The organism is Limosilactobacillus pulli, from assembly GCF_947381555.1.
GTDB lineage: Bacteria > Bacillota > Bacilli > Lactobacillales > Lactobacillaceae > Limosilactobacillus > Limosilactobacillus pulli.
Map to the genome: position 1 here is coordinate 81,320 of NZ_CANCWQ010000001.1, position 18,520 is coordinate 99,839.

The window sequence follows — 18,520 nt, forward strand, 5'->3', positions numbered from 1 at the left end:
GGCTGGGAAAAAACTATATTTTCAGATGAATTTTAGAGAATAGTAATATTAAAAATCGCTAGAAATCAACGTTTTCAGCAACGTGGTTCCTAGCGATTCTTTAGTTTTGAGACTTTTTTCCCAGTCTCTTTGTTTTTAGTCAGCGTACTTGGCTTTTTTCGTCTTGCCATGCCAGTCAGCATAGCCGCCCTTTAAGATATAGAGCTTGTGGTAGCCTTTTTTGGCTAAGAAAGTCACGGCCTGCGTGCTCAGCTGTATGCCGTCATCATAAAGGTAAACCGGCAGATCCGGCCGCAATTCGCCATACTGCTGCTTAAGATATATGTATGGAAGACTGCGGGCGCCTAAAATGTGCCCCTTGTCAAAAGCATCCTTTTGCCGCAAGTCGATTACCTGCGCCTTACGCATGCCATCACGGAAGGCATCTTCATCCAGCACCGTGGCATAATGCTTGCGCCGGTAAGCACTGATCCCAGCACTTACGCCCCAGCCAATCAAAAGTGCCAATACGATGATATCAAAAGCCAGCCATCCCGAACTCATTCCCAGTACCACAACAATTCCTCCAAACATGCTTGTCTTAATTTAAGAAAGGCAATTCATCACGTAAAACGTGCCTCCTTGCCTAACCAAAAATAGTTTTCAAATAAATAGTTTATTTTTCATCGGCAGTAAAGTCAAGTGCCAATGAAGCAGCCCCGATCACACCAGCATCGTTACCCAATTGTGCCAGCTTCAGTTGAGTAGAAGTGCGAACCGTTGGGAAAGCAAATTTTTGGAAGTTTTGCTGTACGCGCTTGAGCAGGAACTCACCGGCTGCCGAAACGCCACCACCGATAACAACCGTTTCAGGGTTCAGCGTGTTGCTGATGTTGGCACATGCCAGACCCAGGTAGTAGGTAACCTTGTTAACAACTTCATTAGCCAGGAAGTCGTTTTCCTTGGCCAGATCAAAGACGATCTTAGCCGTGATCTCATCACCGTTGTCAATCATGGCCTTCAAGCGGCTGTTACCTTCGTATTCTTCAGCAGCATCTTGGGCCAGATGAACGATCCCGGTTGCCGAGGCATATTGTTCCAGACAGCCGTGGTTGCCACAGGTACACTCATAACCATTTGGCTCAACGATGATGTGACCAACTTCACCACCGGCACCATTGACACCATGAACCAGCTTGCCATTGGTGATGATCCCACCACCAACGCCAGTCCCCAGCGTGATGAATACAACGTCGTCACCTTCATGACCAGCACCCTTCCAGCGCTCGCCCAGGCCGGCACAGTTGGCATCGTTGTCCAGAGCAAACTTCAGGCCAGTACCCTTTTCAATTTGTTCCTTAACTGGCTGCAGCGTCTTCCAGTTAAGGTTGTAAGCACCGATTACCGTACCTTCTTCACGGTTAACCGTCCCAGGCGTACCCATGCCGATACCGATGAACTGATCACGGTCCATCTTGTACAGGTCAATATGGTGGTTGATGGATTGAATGATATCGGGAACGATGTGCGAACCTTCATCCAAAATGTTGGTACGCAAAGACCACTTTTGTTGAATTTCACCTTGGTCCGTTAAAATAGCAAACTTGATCGTAGTCCCACCAAGGTCAACACCGATTAACTTCTTGTTCATGCTCAAATTTCTCCTTTAACCTCAATAAATCCCTTGCCTCAGTCTAATAAGGCGACTTGTTTTCTTGATTCAGCTCTTCTTCGATGCGGTGCTCTTTTCTTAAAACCAGCTTGACCTGCATATACAGATCCTTATCCAAGACGCCAGCCCGATAAAGATTGTCGACCTCAATGGCCATCAGCTCGATATCCCAAAGCCTTTTGCCTACGTAAACGAAGACATTAAAGCGTCTCAAAAGCTGTTGAACATCATAAAGCGTGCGAATCTCGCGAATTGGTTTCATTTTAGCAATCCCATTTCCAAAAAAGCTGCAATCGTTACAATCAATATAGTGCCACTTAGAAAGCGTTTTAGCAAGTCTATCCTGCCCAAACGTGGAGCACCAACCATGGCTGCCATAAAGAATCCACCCAGCAAACCGCCCAAGTGACCAGCCAGATCGATTCCTGGCACCAAAATGTCGGTTCCCAGATTAAGCAGCACCAGAATCAAAAACTGATGAGCCAGCGAATGAATTGCCGGCTCGTCCCAAAAAGCCAGCCCCAGCATCAAAAAGGCGCCAAACAGCCCAAAGATCCCGGTACTGGCACCCGCTGAAATAGACTGTGGCAAAAAGACCGCACTAGCTAGATTACCCATCAGCGTACTCATTAGATAGATCGCTAAGAATCGCCAGTGGCCAAATAAATTTTCAATATACATGCCGATAAAATATAGCGTTACACTGTTGACGACCAGGTGCGTGAGTCCAATGTGCACGAACCCGGGCGTAATCAATCGCCACCATTCACCTGCCTTGATCAGGGGCGTATAGCGTGCGCCAAATTCGATCAGCACTTGCGTATTGGTTGAGCCGCCAGCCAGCGTCATCAAGATGAACACAATGACTTGGATCAAAATAATCAGACTGGTCAGCGGCGCTTTTTGCCATGCTTCTCTCATTGTTATGCCTGCTCTAAATTAACGACCTGACCAATTTTAACATCATGATCCTCGAGCGACCATTCGTCATCATCAGCCAGTTGTGTGGTCAATGCCAAGGCAACCGTATTACCGGCATAATTGGCCAGCCAGCGATCATAATAGCCGCCGCCAAAGCCCAGCCGCTTGCCATTAACGGTAAAGGCAACGCCCGGTACGACGGCCAGATCAATGTCTGATGGATCGACAACCGTGCCGCCTTTCGGTTCCAAAACGCCGAATGCGGTTTCTTCAAATTCGGTATCCTCATCAATTTGAACAAACTCCATTTGCCGCTTAGGCAGCGTGCGAGGAACGACGACTCGCCTTCCTTCATGACGCGCATGCAAAATCAGTGGAGCGGTATCCAGTTCAAACGACTGACTCATCGTCAGTGCAATCGTCTGGGAACTGCGCCATTGCGGCAGATCGTAAAGCTTTTGTGCCAAACGATGCTGTTCATGCAGCCGCGTATTTTGATCCAGCTGCTGCAGCCGGGCAATATACGCCTTACGCATCTCATTTTTTGAATGTGTCAATTTCTTTCTCTCCCTCCGTAAAACGTATTGACAGACGTTTACAAAAAGTAATTATCACCGTTAATTGCGATTTATGCAAGCGTTTTTTCCAAAAATTGCAACCGTTCGCATAAATCAGTTCAAAATCATGCTGTTTGAGCTAAAAGCATCAATCATTCGGTTGCCGAAAACAAGGCGTACTTTTAGGGCAAAAAAAGACCCAGCCATCAAATTGACGACTGGGCCTGGTTTAATTTGAATTACTTGGTTTCGCGGTGCAGCGTAACCTTGCGTTCCCGTGGGCAGTACTTGTTCAGTTCAAGACGGTCCGGGTTGTTACGACGGTTCTTGCTGGTCAAGTAAGTCCGTTCGTGGCATGAAGTACATTCAAGAGTAATGTTTACACGCATTGGTGGCAACCTCCAAACTTTTTTCAGATTTAATTGGTTATTCGTAACCCTAACTCGTACAACTATATCATCAATTCACTGCTTTGACCAGAGTTTTGTCCAAGATTGTTAAGGAAATTCCCTTGACAGTGATATTTTTTGTCGAATCTGCAGCTTTATTGATAGTCCTTAGAGTTCTTAACATCCTTCCAGAAAGCCTTAAAGATCTGTGAAGCCATCGTCAGGTTGGCCCCACCATCAGAATTGCTTGCCCCTGGAATAGCCAGGGCAACTACGACCTGTGGATTGTTAGATGGCGCATAACCGGCAAAACTAAGCGTAACCGTGCTGTTGTTCTTGTAGAACGTTTCGGCCGTACCAGTCTTACCTGAAATCGAAGGCGTATCACTGGCTAATTTCTTACCGGTAATGTAAGTGCTGGAACCATGAACCACGTCATAGAGACCTTCTTTGACAATCTTCCATTCAGCAGCCGTTGCTGGAATCGTCCCCAGCACTTCTGGCTTGGTGGTGTATTCAATGGCCCCTAGCGAACCATCCTTGTTGGTCCCCCGCACCTGCTTGACGATATATGGTCGCATCCGATAGCCGCCATTGGCAATCGTTGACATGTACTGTGCCAATTGAATCGTTGTGTAGCCATCGTAGTTCCCGTATGAAAGGTCAAGTGCCGAACCGATGTTGGACTGTTTAGAAGGCCCCTCATAGCCGGTACTTTCACCTGGCAGGTCAATCCCTGTCTTAACGCCTAAGCCGAACATCTTGAAGTAGTAGCGCAGCTTGGTAAAGATCGATGGATCAAGGTCAATCGCGCCACCAGAGACATACTTCATGCCCCCTTCTTTCATGGCCAGCTGCATCATGTAGGAGTTGGATGAAACTTCCAGAGCGGTAGCCGCATTCAAGGCAATGTTGGCACTACCAGTCTTGTTGAACCAAGAAGTCTTGGCACTGGTTCCGGCCAGCTTGATCGGCATATCAGTCAAGGTGTTGTTGCTTGGCGTAATGACACCGCTCATAAAGCCACCCATGATCATGGCCCCCTTAACAACCGAACCCATCGTAATTGGATGGTTGATCGCACCAATTTCATCGGTCGTCTGCTTGCCAGTCGTTGGATCCCGATCAATCCCAGCCATTGCGTAGATCTCACCGGTATTTGGATTCATTACGACGGCATAGACCCCTGTTGAATAAGCGATCCCAGCTGACGAATAGTTCTTTTCCAGAATGCTTTGAACCTGCTTTTGGAACTTGGAATTGATCGTCAAAACCAGGTTGTCACCCTTCTTGCCGGCATATTTTACCTTTTCTTTGGTCGTATTGCCAGTGGTTGCAACCTCAGTCTGCGACTTGGAACCAGCCAGCGTTGCCTGATAGAGTTTTTCCAGATAGCTTTGACCCACGTTGTCGTTTCTTGAGTAGCCTTGCGCCAGCATTGAGTTCAACTCGTCGCTTGGCAGCCCGGATGACAGCGTCCCAGTCAGTGTCTGAATCGCCTTGCCCTGTGGATAGTTTCGCGTCCAGGCCTTGCCGATCTTGACCCCTGGCATCTCGCTTAAGTGCTCACCGACTTCAGCTAATTCCTTAGCCGTGACGCCAGTTGACTTGATGTAGGTTGTCGAAAGCGAATAAGCCCCGCTCATGGCAGCATAGATGCGCGCTTTGTTTTGCTGCGGCTTGGTCAGCTTGTAGACTTCGGGATGCTTGTCTAAGTAGGCTAATGCCTTGTTATATTGACCGTTGCTGGTAACCTGACTGGACAGGTGCAGTTTTTTGACAATTGCCTTTAGGTTGCGGCTGTCAGCCAGATAGTAGTCTTCTGCCTGGCGCTGCGTCAGCTTGGTCTTGGTACCAACATTGACATAGTTACCCAGACGATTGGCAATCTTATACAGATCCGCACTGGTAACATCGGCGCCTTTGGTATAGGTAATTGCCTGGTGAACCTGATTGCCGACCAGCACCTTGCCAGATGAGTCATAGATCATCCCACGCTGAACGTTGTTGGTCTGCACGGTGGTATCCGAGCTTTTGACCTCAGCCTTAAAAGATGATCCATTCAGCACCTGCAGATAAAACAGGCGGGCAACCAAGGCCAGTAAAAGGAGCGCTACGATCCACAGCAAAAAGTTCAATCGCGATGGAATCACGGATTGCGCAGTTTTTTTGCCCTTCTTGCGTTGATCGAAGATGCCCTTAAAGCGATTTAAGAACTTCAATTTCGATATCTCCTTAGACAGAATAAGTCTATTTTAACAAATTTTTCGCGACTCGACAGAATCAAGCCACAAGATTGTCCTCAAGACTTTAACTATACTCTTTTATTTGCAAGATTAAACCTATTATGAGATGATTTAACGAATTTTAAGCAAGGAAACCACGAAGTTTTCACACTTTATGGCTATAATAAAACCCGTAATTTTCATACTTTATGATAAGGATCTGTTTTAATATGACACATACCGTTCGTCAGCGCCGTTTGGTTTTGCTGATCAGTTTCTTGCTGCCTGTCTTGATTATGGGCGGCTACTTTGCCTATCGCGGCATGGCACCATTTGGCAGCAGTACTGTCCTGACTGTAGATCTTGGTCAGCAGTACGTTGATTTTTTTGCCTATCTGCGCTCATCGCTTCTGCATCATCCCAGCAGTCTGCTCTATTCATTTAGCAAGGGACTGGGCGGTGAGATGTGGGGGACCAATGCATATTATCTTTGGAGTCCACTGAATCTATTGCTGCTCTTTTTCCCAGCCCAGCACCTGTCGAGCGGCATCACCATCATGACCCTTTTAAAATATGGTCTAGCCGGACTTTCGATGGCTTGGGTACTTGACAAAGAAAAGCTTCAGCAAGGTCCGCGCATCTGGATCTTTTCAACGCCATATGCCTTAATGGGCTGGATGGTGGCTAATCAGTTCAACCTACTGTGGCTGGACGTTTTGTTCCTGTTACCAATGATCATCTATGGCGAACGCAAGCTGCTGAAAGGTCAGAGTCCCTGGACCTACACGCTATGGCTAGCAGCTGCTTTGATCGACAACTACTATATGGCCTGGATGGTGGCCATCTTTACCGTTTTATTTGGAATCTGGATGATCGCCAGTGAAAAGACCACCTGGCAGTGGCACTGGCACAATGTCGGCTATACCATGGGACGCTATTTAGGCAGTTCCATGATCGCTGGAGCCATCAGTGCATTTGTGCTTTTGCCAACTGCCTATGCCTTAACTCAGAGTAAGGGTACTTATACAACCACGTCATGGAACTGGAAACTCGAGTACAATCCATTGAAGATGCTGGCTAAGCTGGTGCCGGGATCATTTAATTTCAACCAGATGCCAAGTGGTCAGCCTAATATCTATGTCGGCATGCTGATCATGATTGGTGCCGTGCTTTACTTTTTCAACCGGCGCGAAAAAATTGGCGGTCGCTTGGTTGCTGGCCTGATTACCTTGTTTTTGCTGGCTTCTTTTTGTATCGAGGCATTGGATTTATTCTGGCATGGCGGTCAGTTTCCGGTCTGGTACCCCTACCGTTTTTCCTACCTGTTTTCTTTTTGGTGCATCTGGCTGGCTGCGCGAACATTGCAGCCCGACTTTCGCATCAAGTGGCCAGCCGCGCTTGGCTTAATGGCTTTGGTCGGCAGCATTTTTGCCTACCTGATGCTCAAGCAGGTCAGTCATCTTTCATACATCAATCGTAATCAATTGCTGATTGGGCTGGGGTTTGCACTGGTTGCCATTTTGGCGCTTTTAATTCCGCGCCGGGGCAATCAAAGACTCTATGACCTGCTTTTGATTTTACTGGCAGTCTGTGATGTCAGCACCAGTGCATTTACGTCTTTAAACAATATCTCTTATGTCTCGCAAGCTGAGTTTGGCAACTATACCAAAGAATTGGACAAAGCCGTTACCAAGCTCAAATCTTTAGACAGTGGCCTTTATCGCACTGGCAAGACCTTTATGCGGACCAAAGACGATCCATTCCAAGCCGATTTCAACAGCGGTGATCACTTTGGCTCGACGCTGGAACCCGCTCAGCCGGCTTTCATGGGTGCAATCGGTCAGCCGGATGGTGATGGCTTTATTACCTATACGGACGGCACGCAGGTTACCGATTCGCTGTTGGGCTTCAAGTACTTCTTACAAGAGCGTCATGCTGGCCAACAAAATGGCAATACCGTTTTACCTCAGACCAGCCTCAGACCTGATCTCAAGCAGCAAAAAACGGTAGCCAAGACTTCGATGGTCAACATCAAGTCCAATCAAAATGCCTTGCCAATCGCATTTGGGGCCAGCAGCCAAGTACTGAATCTGACGCATAATACGTTAGATCCCCTGTCCTATCAGTCACAGATTTTTCAGTCACTGGCTGGCCGCAATATCAACCAGTCATTGTTCCAGGTGCAAAACTTTAACCATGTGACGTTTGGCAACGTTCAATCAGCCGTGCAGATTACCGGTACGACCTTCAAAAAGCGCAACCTCATGACTCCGGCAAGCATTGAGCTTGAGTTTACACCAACAACCAACAATTCTTATTATCTGACGCTTGGTGCCAACGTCAAAAACAATGCCACGATTACGATCAACGGCAAAGCTTTAACCCAATATGACACTTATCGTAATACGGTAACGGTCAACGTGGCTAACCATGCTAAAGGCAAGACCATCAAGATCATCTTCAGCTTAAAGAACTCAACTTTGTGGATGCAAAACGTCAGTCTCTACATGCTTAACCAAAAAGCTTTCAATGCCAGTCTCAAGACCTTAAAGCAGTCGCCATTAAAGGTCACCAGCTATGGATCCAACCGCATCAAGGGGACGATCAATCTTAAGCATGGTCATGATCTTTTGATGACCACCATTCCTTATGACAAGGGTTGGCACGTTAAGGTTGATGGCAAAACGGTCACGCCTAAAAAAGCTTTGAGTACCTTCATGGCCATCTCAATGTCTGCTGGCAAGCATACGGTCTCGATGTATTACATTCCACCGTACTTGATCTTAGGTACGGCGATCACGCTGATCAGTCTTGGCGCCAGTCTCTGGTGGATCAGATCTGGCACTCGACGCAGACAGTAAAATTTATTTGATTACTATATAAAACGACTTTAATAATAAAAATGGCCGAAGATCAGCGTTTAAGTCACGCAATCTTCAGCCATTTTTTGTTTTGAGACTTTATTCCCAGCCTCTTTTTTTCATTCGTCAATTTTAGCAACGTTTAACAGCAATGAGCTGGCAACCACCGAAGCTGAGCTAAAGGCCATTGCCAACCCCGCCAAGGCAGGACTGAGCTCAATTCCCCAATGCGCGAAAACACCGGCCGCGATTGGAATACCGATCAGATTGTAGATCAAAGCCCAAAACATATTCAACTTGATGCGGGCAAAGGTCTTTTTAGCTATTGAAAGTGCCCTAACGACATCTTTAAGACTGTTCTTGATTAAAACAATGCCGCCCGTCTCAATTGCCACATCGGTTCCCGAGCCCATCGCAATGCCGACATCCGCAGTCGCTAATGCCGGTGCGTCATTGATCCCATCACCGACAAAGGCTGTTACACCTTGATTTTGCAGATTTTTGACTCGTTGTGCCTTATCGCCTGGCATAACCGAGGCAATTACCTCATCGATGCCAACCTGCTTGGCAATTGCTTGGGCCGCCTGCTCATTGTCACCGGTAATCATAACCGTGTGATAGCCTTGCTGCTTAAGCTTTTCAATCGCAGCCTTGGCAGATGGCTTAGGGACGTCTTGAATTGCAATCAAGCCGATTACTTTGCCTGCTTGGCCGATTGCTGCTACCGTCTTGCCATCTGACTGCAGCTGATTCATTTTGACTTGCAGTGTTTTAGCAATTGGCTGGCTGGCCAGATCCGGTTTGCCGACAAAAACGGTTTGACCATTGATTATGCCAGTGACGCCTTGGCCTGTTAGATTCTTAAAATCAGTAACAGTAGGCAGCGTAAGCTTTTGATCCTGCGCCTTTTTAACAATGGCACCAGCCAAGGGATGCTCAGACAATGATTCCAAACCGGCTGCCAGTGTTAAGGCTTGTTCTTGCTCCCCGATCACATCGGTAACAACTGGCTGTCCCAGCGTAATCGTCCCGGTTTTGTCAAAGGCCACGTTTTTAATATGGCTGGCAGTTTCCAAAACCTCGCCATTCTTGATCAAAATTCCCAGCTTGGCAGCACGTCCGGTACCAACCATCAAGGCAGTTGGCGTGGCAATTCCTAAAGCACACGGACAGGCAATCACGATTGTCGAAACGGCAAAAGTCAGTGCCTTGGCTAATTCAGCATCCAAAAAGACGTACCAGACGGCAAAAACGGCAATTGCAATCATCAAGACCACTGGAACGAAAACATCAGCAATCCGATCCGCCAGTTTTTGTATCGGCGCATGGCTGGACTGAGCATGCTTGACGATCTCAACGATTTGAGCCAGCATGGTATCCTTGCCAACTTTTTCGGCGGTATATTCCAGCATCCCCGTTTGATTGAGGGTACCACCGATCACTGCATCGCCGGCCTGCTTTTCAATCGGCATGCTCTCACCGGTAATCATTGACTCGTTGACCGTTGAATGACCAGCAACTACCTTGCCGTCGGTAGCAATTTTTTCACCAGGACGTACCAGCAGGCGATCACCGATTTTAACGTCTTCAATCGGAACTTCTTTGGTTTGGCCATCTTTAATCAGCGTGGCGTTTTTAACCTGCAGCTGCAGCAGTCTGGTTGTTGACTGTGAGGCTTGCGTGCGCATCTTGTCTTCCAGGTACTGCCCAAGCAAAACGAAGACAATGATGTAAGCGGCACTTTCAAAAAATACGCCTTGATGATGCAATAGCGCGTAGATACTGTACAGATATGCCGTCATGGTTCCAACGGCAACCAACGTGTCCATGTTGGCATGGTGATGCAAAAATGCTGCCCAGGCACTCTGAACAAATGCACGGCCTGAGATCAGCATGATCAACGTTGTCAAAATCAATGCCACCCAGTCACCGTTTGGGATCATTGGCCAATTAAAAAACATAGCCAGCATGTCATATAACATCGGCAATGCCAGCATCAAAGCCAGCCAAAAACGCTTTTTGATGCTCATCATTTTACGATCACCTTACCATGAAACATATTCATCCCACAGGCAAACTCATACTCGCCAGCCTTGCTGGTATCAACTTTAATCTGATGCAGCTGATTTTGTGGCAGTTTTTCGTTGATTCCCATATCTGGAAAGACGACCCGTTCCAAGCAAGATGAAGGATCCTTGCGATAAAAATCCAGTTCTGCCGGTACGCCTTTTTTTAAGACAATCGTACTTGGCGAATAACCACCATTAACTTCTACTTTTACCTTCTGATCCTGGCTGTCGGCACTAACGTCAGCCGCAACGGCCTTTTCTTGATGACGGCCAAAGAACCACCAGATAATTGCAGCAATTAATAATACAGCAATCAATAAAACTAAGACTTTAATCATTATTCCATCCTCCTTTTGTTTACGATTGTAATCTTTAACAGTGATCATTTTGAACTTTATAATTACATTTGTCAACACAGACGTAATAAAAAAATTCCCCACTTCGCTTTTGAAGCGGGGAATTTTTGGAAGCTTACTTAACTTCCAAAATCTTGACCTTCATCGTGCCATTTGGAATCTCAATTTCAACTTCTTCGCCAACCTTGTGACCAATCAAGCCCTTAGCCATTGGCGATTCGTTTGAGATCTTGCCGTTCAGCGGGTCAGATTCGGATTCACCAACGATTTGGTAGGTTTCCGGTTCTTCGTCCGGCAGTTCTTTAAACGTTACCTGACGACCCATTGATACCTCGTCAGCAGCCACGTCATTGTTGTCGATGATCACCGAGTACTGCAGCATGTGTTCGATCTGTGAGATCCGGCTTTCAACAAATGACTGCTCGTCTTTGGCTGACTCGTATTCGGAGTTTTCCGAAAGGTCACCATAGCTGCGGGCAATCTTGATTCGTTTGATTACTTCTGGGCGCCGTACCAGACGCAGGTTTTCCAGTTCTTCTTCCAGTTTTTGCTTACCTTCAGCCGTCATTGGGTAGCTTTTTTCTTCAGCCATTTCAATAACTCCTTTGATTTTTATTTAGAAATGATTTTAAATTTCGTCTTTTGCAACGTTAACATGCTAAACATTAATTGTAAACCATCATTAATGTTACTTTAGTTCAGTATGACCGCGCTTGACCAAAATGTCGCGAACCTTAGTCGATAAAAGATCAATTGCGACCTGGTTTTCACCACCCTCTGGTACGATCAAATCAGCGTAGCGCTTGGTTGGTTCGATAAATTGGTGATACATTGGCTTAACCGTTGCCAGATATTGACCAATGATCGAATCCAAAGACCGACCCCGCTCTTCCATATCACGCTGAATACGGCGAATGATGCGAATGTCATCATCAGTATCAACATACACCTTGATATCCATCAGATTACGGAGGCGCTCGTCATCCAGGATCAAAATGCCTTCCAGAATAATTACGTCTTGTGGTTCCACATGCACGGTCTCCTTAGCCCGCGTGTAGGCCTTATAGTCATAAACCGGCATTTCAATGGCTTGATTATGCCGTAATTGGTCCAGCTGCTCAACCAACAGATCCGTGTCAAAAGCCAGGGGATGATCATAGTTAACGGCCTTACGCTGCTCCATGGTCATGTCGGCCTGGTCGTTGTAGTAGGTATCTTGAGTAATAATCTGAATGGACTGGCCATGCAGCTGATTGTAGATGGCACGGCTGACCGTGGTTTTACCACTGCCGGAGCCGCCCGTTACGCCAATAATGATTGGACGTTTGTCATCATTGTTCACGCTAAATTTCTCCTTTATTTGTCAATACAAAATTTAGTATAGCGCAGCCAGATAGCAGCGACAAGGTTATTCACTGGTATTTGTCATTGCGGTCGGTTTTTGCTGCAGCTTTTCTACAATCTGAGGCGTTGACTGACTCCGTTTCAGATAAAAGCGCCCGGCCTTAATTCCCTGCGTCTTGTGCGTTTGCAAATAATAATCGAACACATAGGCATTGCGTACCAGTCTTTGTTTTTTTAGCAAGGACCCGGTCTGTTTATCGGTCGTACCCTTTGGAATCACCATCACACGTTTGGTTTGATCACTAGTATCAACTGGCAGCAGCTCATGATTAAACCAGCCATGAATCACTAATCCGCCAATGATTAAAATAGCAATTACAATTATGGTGACGATGTTTTGGCGCCGCAGCTGTTGTTTGGTAAAATGGGGCATTTTTAATTCCTCTGACAAAATGACAAAAAGGGACCGCCAGTTTTGACGTTCCCTAATCAGTCATAAATTAACGAATCTCAGCATTCAAGACGTCTTGCAGATGCTTTTCTACTCGAGCAAAGGCATCGTTAACCTGATCTTCAGTCAGCGTCGTGTCGTCAGCCTGATAGGTCAGCGTGTAGGCCAGCGACTTTTTGCCAGCTGGCAGCTTGGCACCCGTGTAAACGTCAAACAGATGCACGTCCTTGAGGTATTGACCACCCTTTTGATAGATCAGATCAACAACTTCTTCATTGGTTACGTCCTCATCAACCAACAGGGCAATGTCACGCGTTACGGCTGGGTACTTGCTGATGTGCAGGTACTGTTTTGGCAGTTTTTCAGCCGCCATCAATGCTTCCAGGTTCAGTTCAAAGACATAGGTAGCTGGAATCTTTAAGTCCTTAGCAAATTGTGGGTGAATCTGACCGACAAAACCAATCAGCTTGTCATTAAGCAGAATATTGGCGGTCCGTCCTGGATGCATCTCCTTGCGCGTGCTGTCGGCTACGTATTCGATCGTACCAGCAATTGCCATGTTGTGTAAGTAGCGTTCTACAATTCCCTTGATCTGGTAGAAGTCAACCGGACGCTTCTCAAGATGCCAGCTGTCAGCCAACAGACTGCCGGCCATGGCCCCAGCAACGTGCTCTTGTTCTTCAGGACGCTCACCGCCTTTAGGAATAAAGACGCGACCTTGTTCGTAAAGCGCGATGTCTTCAACCTGGCGAGTCGTATTGTAGGCTACGTCAACCAAAAGACCACTAATAATGCTTTCACGAGCCGTCGTGTGATCAGAGCTCATTGGATAGTCCAGCTGCATTGGCGTAACGGCTGGATCAATCGTAAACTGCTGAGCCTGCTTTTCATTCATCAATGAGTAGCTGATGGCTTGGTTGAGCCCCATGCTTTGCAAAGATTGGCGCGTAGCTTTCAAGAATTTTTGGCGTGGATTTAAGCCACCCAGTGTCCGCGTCATAGTTGGCAAAGTTGATGGAATGTTTTCATAACCATACAGCCGCGCGATTTCTTCGTTTAAATCGGCTGCAATGCTGATATCCCAGCGCCGGGCCGGAACATTAACGACCAGTGCATCATCACCTGACTGCGTGTAGGCAAACTTCAAGCGATCAAAGATGTTTTCAATCTGCTCAAGCTTCAGCTCCGTACCCAAAACGGCGTTGACCTTGTTTACAGACATCGTAATCGGCGTGGATTTAACCAGTTTTTCACTGCCAGTAACGATCCCCTGTTCAACTTCACCGCCAGCCAATTGCTGAAGCCAGTAAGCTGCTTCGTTCAGTGCCGTTTCCACGGTTTCTGGATTGATGCCTCGTTCAAAACGCATTGAGCTTTCACTGTGCAGATCCAGTCGGCGAGCCTGCTTGCGCACCATTACTGAATCAAAGATAGCAGCTTCTAAGACTACGTTTTGCGTCTGATCGTTAACTGCCGTGCTCAAGCCGCCCATCGTTCCGGCCAGGCAGACTGGCTCATCGTTTGAGGTTACCAGGATGTCTTCTTTTTGCAGCGTTTGTTCGGCCTCATCCAGCGTTACAAACTTTTCGCCTTCATGCGCATGGCGAACGCTCAGCTCATGGGCTGGCAGACGGTCGTAGTCATAGCTGTGCATTGGCTGACCATACTTGAGCAAAATGTAGTTGGTAACGTCAACGACATTATTAATTGGGCGAATCCCAGCGTTCCATAAACGAATCTGCAGCCACATTGGACTCTCGCACAGCTTAACGTTTTTAATCACCCGTGCTTTATAGGTTGGTGCAATCTGAGCATCAGGAATCGTGATCTTCAATAGATCGCCAGCCTTTTGCGTGCCGTTTTCTTTAACGTCGTAGGTCTTAAAGTTGTTTGGCAAGTCATAGATTGCACTTAGATCATTAACGTTGCCGTACATGCTCAGCATATCACCACGGTTAGGCGTCAAGTCGGTATCAATGATCGTATCGTCCATTCCTAGGTAGGAAAAGACTGCATCGCCGACCTTGGCATCGTCATTTAAGAACCAGATGCCTTCTTCATAGGCTTTGGGAGCGATTTTGTCGCTAAAGCCAATTTCTTGCAGTGCACACAGCATCCCGTTTGATTCTTCACCGCGGATCTTGCCACGCTTGATCTTGGTGCCGTCCTTTAACTTGGCACCGGCTAAGGCAACGATGACCTTCTTGCCCAGCGCCTGGCTGACGTTTGGTGCACCACAGACAATCTGAACCGCGGCACCTTCGCTGATCTTGACTTGGCACAGATTCAAGTGATCAGAGTCTGGATGTGGCTTGATTGATTCAACCTGGCCAACGACAATATTGCTCAGCCCATCGCTTGGTGAGTAGACTTCATTGATGTCAACCGAGGTCAAGGCCAGTTTTTGTGCCAGCGCATTTGGTTCAATCTTATTTTCTTCAAGAGGCAGATATTCATTTAACCATTGGTATGAAACTTTCATTGAGATTATCCTTTCTGATCAAATTGAGTCAAGAAGCGCATGTCGTTTTGGTAGAAGTCACGAATGTCTTCAACGCCGTATTTAATCATGGCGAAACGATCTGGTCCTAGACCAAAGGCAAAACCGCCATATACATCGGGATCAACGCCTGACATCTTCAAGACGTTTGGATGAACCATACCGGCACCCAGCACCTCAATCCAGCCATTGCCCTTGCAGATGCCGCATCCTTTACCCAGACAGTTGAAACAAGTAACGTCAGCTTCAACGCTTGGTTCGGTAAATGGGAAGTAGCTTGGCCGCAAGCGAACCTTCAATTGATCACCAAACAGATTTTGGGCAACGACTTCCAGCGTCCCTTTCAAATCAGCCATCGTTACATGCTCACCGACAACCAGTCCTTCAACTTGATGGAACTGATGACTGTGCGTGGCATCATCAGTATCGCGCCGGTAAACCTTACCTGGTGAGATCATCTTCAAAGGACCCTTGGAAAAGTCGTGCGTCTCCATCATACGGGCCTGCATTGGCGAAGTCTGGGTCCGCATCAGAACAGATGGCGTGATGTAGAAAGTATCCTGCATGTCACGAGCTGGGTGATCTTTTGGTAGATTCAGCTTTTCAAAGTTGTATTCTTCTTGTTCAACCTCATCACCGACTGCCACTTCATAGCCCATCCCAATAAACAGATCTACCAGTTGGTCAATAATCTGCTGAATCACGTGTGGCTGCCCTTGAGCAACCGGCGTCCCTGGCAGGGTAACATCGATTGATTCGCTTTGCAGCTTGGCATCCATTACGGCCTGTTCCAGACTGGCTTTTTTATCTTCCAAGGCTCGTTGCAATTCATCACGAACCTCATTGGCAAACTTGCCGACTTTGGGCCGTTCTTCAGCCGTCAGATCACGCATGCCGCGCAAGACGTTGGTGATTGGACCTTTCTTACCCAGCAATTTTACGCGAATATCATTAACGTTCTTTAAGTCCTCACTGTTTTCAATTTCATTGAGCCCTTGTTGACGCAATTCTTCAAGTTTTTCTCTTAAACCCATCATTTTCCTCCTTAGCGTGGCCACAAAAAAACTCGCCCCTCGACGAATCGAGGGACGAGTTGTTCGCGGTACCACCCTGGTTTATGACAATGTCATACGCTCAAATGACTGATAACGGTTGTCAACCGGGATACAAGGTACCGACTCCGGAAGTGAAATTCACTAATGCCAGCAGAAATGACTTGCAGTCGATGATCATTTCTCCCTAAGTGCCGCCTAATCAGCTACTAATTTCCATCACAGTCGCTTTAATAAATATAAGGCTATTTTAGGCAATCATGACGGCATGGTCAAGTCCTAATTTTAATTGCGCCCGCACCAGCGATCACTCCACTGATGCACGGCGTCCATAACTGGAGCCAGCTCACGTCCGCGCTCAGTCAATGAATAGTCAACGCGACTTTCGCCTGGATAGGTATTGCGTGAAACAATCCCATCTTCTTCCAGTTCCTTTAAACGCTCGCAAAGCACCCGATCACTACACTTTTCGACATGAGCCGCCAGATCCTTGAACCGCTGCGTATGCTCATGCAGCAGTACCTCAATGATCAGCCCATTCCATTTCTTGCCCAACATGGCAAACGTTTCGGTAAACTTTGGACACAGCGTAAAATCATCCTGCTTGGCTTTTACTTGATCCATCAAATCTCCCCTTCCTCAAATTAGACTTTTTTCCTGGTTTTGGAAGGAATGGCATGCCAATTCATCACGATTTCTTTTTGCTGCTCCAGTTTTTTGCGCAATGGGCCGAAGAATTCATGCTCGGCCTCGTAGTTGTCGACCATTGACACGATCAGACTCTCCATATAACGCGGCACGGCCATCGTAGCACCAAACATATGCTTTAAGATAATGTCACGTTCTTTTTTGTTCAGGTGCGTGATCTTTTCGGCATTCCGCAGTGCAACGCGAGGGTGAATAAAGGCATGCGATCCCAGATTGAATTTGGTAGTTCGCCAGTCATAGTAGAACAGATCGTGCAAGAGTCCAGCGCGAGCAGTGCTCTTGTAGTCCAGATGCATTTTCTTTGCCAGCTTGTAGCTGTCAAATGAAACGGCAATCGAATGCTGCAGACGGTTGGAATGATGATGCTGTTTATAGTGCGCAAGCCTTTTGACGGCCGGCTGTTCCAGCAGATCCTTAACCAGTGAAACATACTCAGGGTCTTGACGCCATTCGTTCTCGGTTTTCATAGTAACTGGCCCCTTCCTTTATTTGTCAATATCATACACGATTCGCCATCAAAAATAAATTAATACGTTCTTATAAAATGTAAGTATTAATAGTAAGCAATCTGCTGAGACTGACGATAACTGAGGATCTAGTCCTGGGCATTCAGCTGAAACATCAAGATGCCAGCTGAAACCGCCACGTTAAGCGACTCGGCTTGACCACGCATCGGAATATACAGATTATCCGTAGTCTGGCTCAAAAGTCGATCGCTCATCCCCTGGCCCTCGTTGCCCATGATCAGAGCAAAGTCATTTCCAGGGTGAACACTGCGGAAATTTTTGGCCGACGGGTTGAGCTGCGTGCCATAAACCGGTGCCTGCTGATGCTTGAAATCATCGATCCACTTGCTAAGGTCGCCTTCAAACAGCTGCAAATGAAACTGACTGCCCTGCATAGAGCGTACGACCTTAGGACTGCATAAGTCGGCAGTACCATCACCGGCAACCACACCTGCAAAGCCTGCTGCATCGGCCGTTCTGACCATCGTACCCACGTTGCCCGGATCCTGCACTCGATCCAACAGCAGCCAGGCTCCATGAAGCGGCAGTTTAGGCATACGCTTGAGATCTGGCATGTCAACAATGGCGGCGATTCCTTGCGGCGTGATCGTTTCTGTAATATGACGCATGATCTCAGGCGTGACCTGATAGACCGCCTCGACTCGTGATACAATATCACTGTGTTCGGCCAGTGCATCGCTGGTGCCGATCAGTTCATGAATCGTCAAGCCGCTTTGAATGGCTTCTTGAACCAGATGCCAGCCATCCAGCATGTATTGACCAGTTTGGCGGCGATACTTGCGGGTCTGTAGTTTTTTCCAGTTCTTGACGCGTTGGTTGTGAATTGAAGTTAGTTCTTCCATAGTCTGATTTTTCACCTCAGTTTATCGTTAACTTAATTATACCATTATCCTAATGATCCTTGATAAT

The 18,520-nt window shown here is 47.1% G+C and carries 18 protein-coding genes; 1 reads left to right on the top strand and 17 read right to left on the bottom strand.

Annotated elements, in window-relative coordinates; genetic code table 11:
• Nucleotides 1-135: 135 nt before the first annotated feature.
• The 7 genes from QOS03_RS00435 to QOS03_RS00465 form a co-directional block, all read right to left on the bottom strand.
• Nucleotides 136-561: a rhodanese-like domain-containing protein gene (locus QOS03_RS00435; protein WP_283575028.1), complete on the bottom strand. Its 426-nt coding sequence runs from the start codon at nt 559-561 to the stop codon at nt 136-138.
• A 94-nt stretch (nt 562-655) separates the two neighbouring features.
• Complete coding sequence (locus tag QOS03_RS00440) at nt 656-1,630, bottom strand: ROK family glucokinase (protein ID WP_283574982.1); 975 nt, start codon at nt 1,628-1,630, stop codon at nt 656-658.
• A gap of 43 nt (nt 1,631-1,673) precedes the next feature.
• Complete coding sequence (locus tag QOS03_RS00445; protein ID WP_283574983.1) at nt 1,674-1,913, bottom strand: YqgQ family protein; 240 nt, start codon at nt 1,911-1,913, stop codon at nt 1,674-1,676.
• On the bottom strand, nt 1,910-2,572 hold the full coding sequence (locus tag QOS03_RS00450) for a rhomboid family intramembrane serine protease (RefSeq protein ID WP_283574984.1): 663 nt from the start codon (nt 2,570-2,572) through the stop codon (nt 1,910-1,912). Before QOS03_RS00450 ends, QOS03_RS00445 begins: the two co-directional genes overlap by 4 nt.
• A 2-nt stretch (nt 2,573-2,574) precedes the next feature.
• On the bottom strand, nt 2,575-3,129 hold the full coding sequence (locus tag QOS03_RS00455; RefSeq protein ID WP_283574985.1) for a 5-formyltetrahydrofolate cyclo-ligase: 555 nt from the start codon (nt 3,127-3,129) through the stop codon (nt 2,575-2,577).
• Between the two features lie 239 nt (nt 3,130-3,368).
• Entirely contained in the window at nt 3,369-3,518 is a 150-nt protein-coding gene (gene rpmG, locus QOS03_RS00460) for a 50S ribosomal protein L33 (protein WP_033935278.1), read from the bottom strand.
• A gap of 155 nt (nt 3,519-3,673) precedes the next feature.
• Complete coding sequence (locus QOS03_RS00465; protein WP_283574986.1) at nt 3,674-5,740, bottom strand: peptidoglycan D,D-transpeptidase FtsI family protein; 2,067 nt, start codon at nt 5,738-5,740, stop codon at nt 3,674-3,676.
• A gap of 233 nt (nt 5,741-5,973) precedes the next feature.
• Here QOS03_RS00465 and QOS03_RS00470 point away from each other — a divergent pair, with 233 nt between their 5' ends.
• Nucleotides 5,974-8,604 carry a YfhO family protein gene (locus QOS03_RS00470; protein ID WP_283574987.1) on the top strand — a complete coding sequence of 877 codons (2,631 nt, stop codon included), beginning with the start codon at nt 5,974-5,976 and terminating at the stop codon, nt 8,602-8,604.
• Nucleotides 8,605-8,723: 119 nt separating this feature from the next.
• Here the strand turns inward: QOS03_RS00470 and QOS03_RS00475 are convergent, their stop codons facing one another.
• The 10 genes from QOS03_RS00475 to QOS03_RS00520 all read right to left on the bottom strand — a co-directional run bounded on the left by QOS03_RS00475 (nt 8,724) and on the right by QOS03_RS00520 (nt 18,453).
• Complete coding sequence (locus QOS03_RS00475; RefSeq protein ID WP_283575029.1) at nt 8,724-10,634, bottom strand: copper-translocating P-type ATPase; 1,911 nt, start codon at nt 10,632-10,634, stop codon at nt 8,724-8,726.
• Complete coding sequence (locus QOS03_RS00480; protein ID WP_205882284.1) at nt 10,634-11,011, bottom strand: cupredoxin domain-containing protein; 378 nt, start codon at nt 11,009-11,011, stop codon at nt 10,634-10,636. The genes QOS03_RS00475 and QOS03_RS00480 overlap by 1 nt, the downstream gene beginning before the upstream one ends.
• A gap of 133 nt (nt 11,012-11,144) precedes the next feature.
• Nucleotides 11,145-11,621 carry a transcription elongation factor GreA gene (greA, locus tag QOS03_RS00485; RefSeq protein WP_006499982.1) on the bottom strand — a complete coding sequence of 159 codons (477 nt, stop codon included), beginning with the start codon at nt 11,619-11,621 and terminating at the stop codon, nt 11,145-11,147.
• A gap of 96 nt (nt 11,622-11,717) precedes the next feature.
• Complete coding sequence (gene udk / locus QOS03_RS00490; protein WP_048345325.1) at nt 11,718-12,371, bottom strand: uridine kinase; 654 nt, start codon at nt 12,369-12,371, stop codon at nt 11,718-11,720.
• A 66-nt stretch (nt 12,372-12,437) separates the two neighbouring features.
• Nucleotides 12,438-12,806: an endolytic transglycosylase MltG gene (locus QOS03_RS00495; RefSeq protein ID WP_283574988.1), complete on the bottom strand. Its 369-nt coding sequence runs from the start codon at nt 12,804-12,806 to the stop codon at nt 12,438-12,440.
• A gap of 67 nt (nt 12,807-12,873) precedes the next feature.
• Entirely contained in the window at nt 12,874-15,306 is a 2,433-nt protein-coding gene (gene pheT / locus QOS03_RS00500; protein ID WP_283574989.1) for a phenylalanine--tRNA ligase subunit beta, read from the bottom strand.
• Between the two features lie 5 nt (nt 15,307-15,311).
• The gene (gene pheS, locus QOS03_RS00505) at nt 15,312-16,358 is read right to left on the bottom strand and encodes a phenylalanine--tRNA ligase subunit alpha (protein WP_169461888.1); all 1,047 of its coding nucleotides are present in this window, start codon (nt 16,356-16,358) and stop codon (nt 15,312-15,314) included.
• 303 nt (nt 16,359-16,661) lie between these two features.
• Nucleotides 16,662-17,000, bottom strand: a complete 339-nt coding sequence (locus QOS03_RS00510; RefSeq protein WP_272209316.1) for a winged helix-turn-helix transcriptional regulator — start codon at nt 16,998-17,000, stop codon at nt 16,662-16,664.
• A gap of 20 nt (nt 17,001-17,020) precedes the next feature.
• Entirely contained in the window at nt 17,021-17,551 is a 531-nt protein-coding gene (locus tag QOS03_RS00515; RefSeq protein WP_283574990.1) for an HD domain-containing protein, read from the bottom strand.
• A 128-nt stretch (nt 17,552-17,679) separates the two neighbouring features.
• A complete protein-coding gene (locus QOS03_RS00520; protein ID WP_283574991.1) occupies nt 17,680-18,453 on the bottom strand; it encodes a TrmH family RNA methyltransferase in 774 nt (257 codons plus the stop codon).
• Between the last annotated feature and the right edge of the window lie 67 nt (nt 18,454-18,520).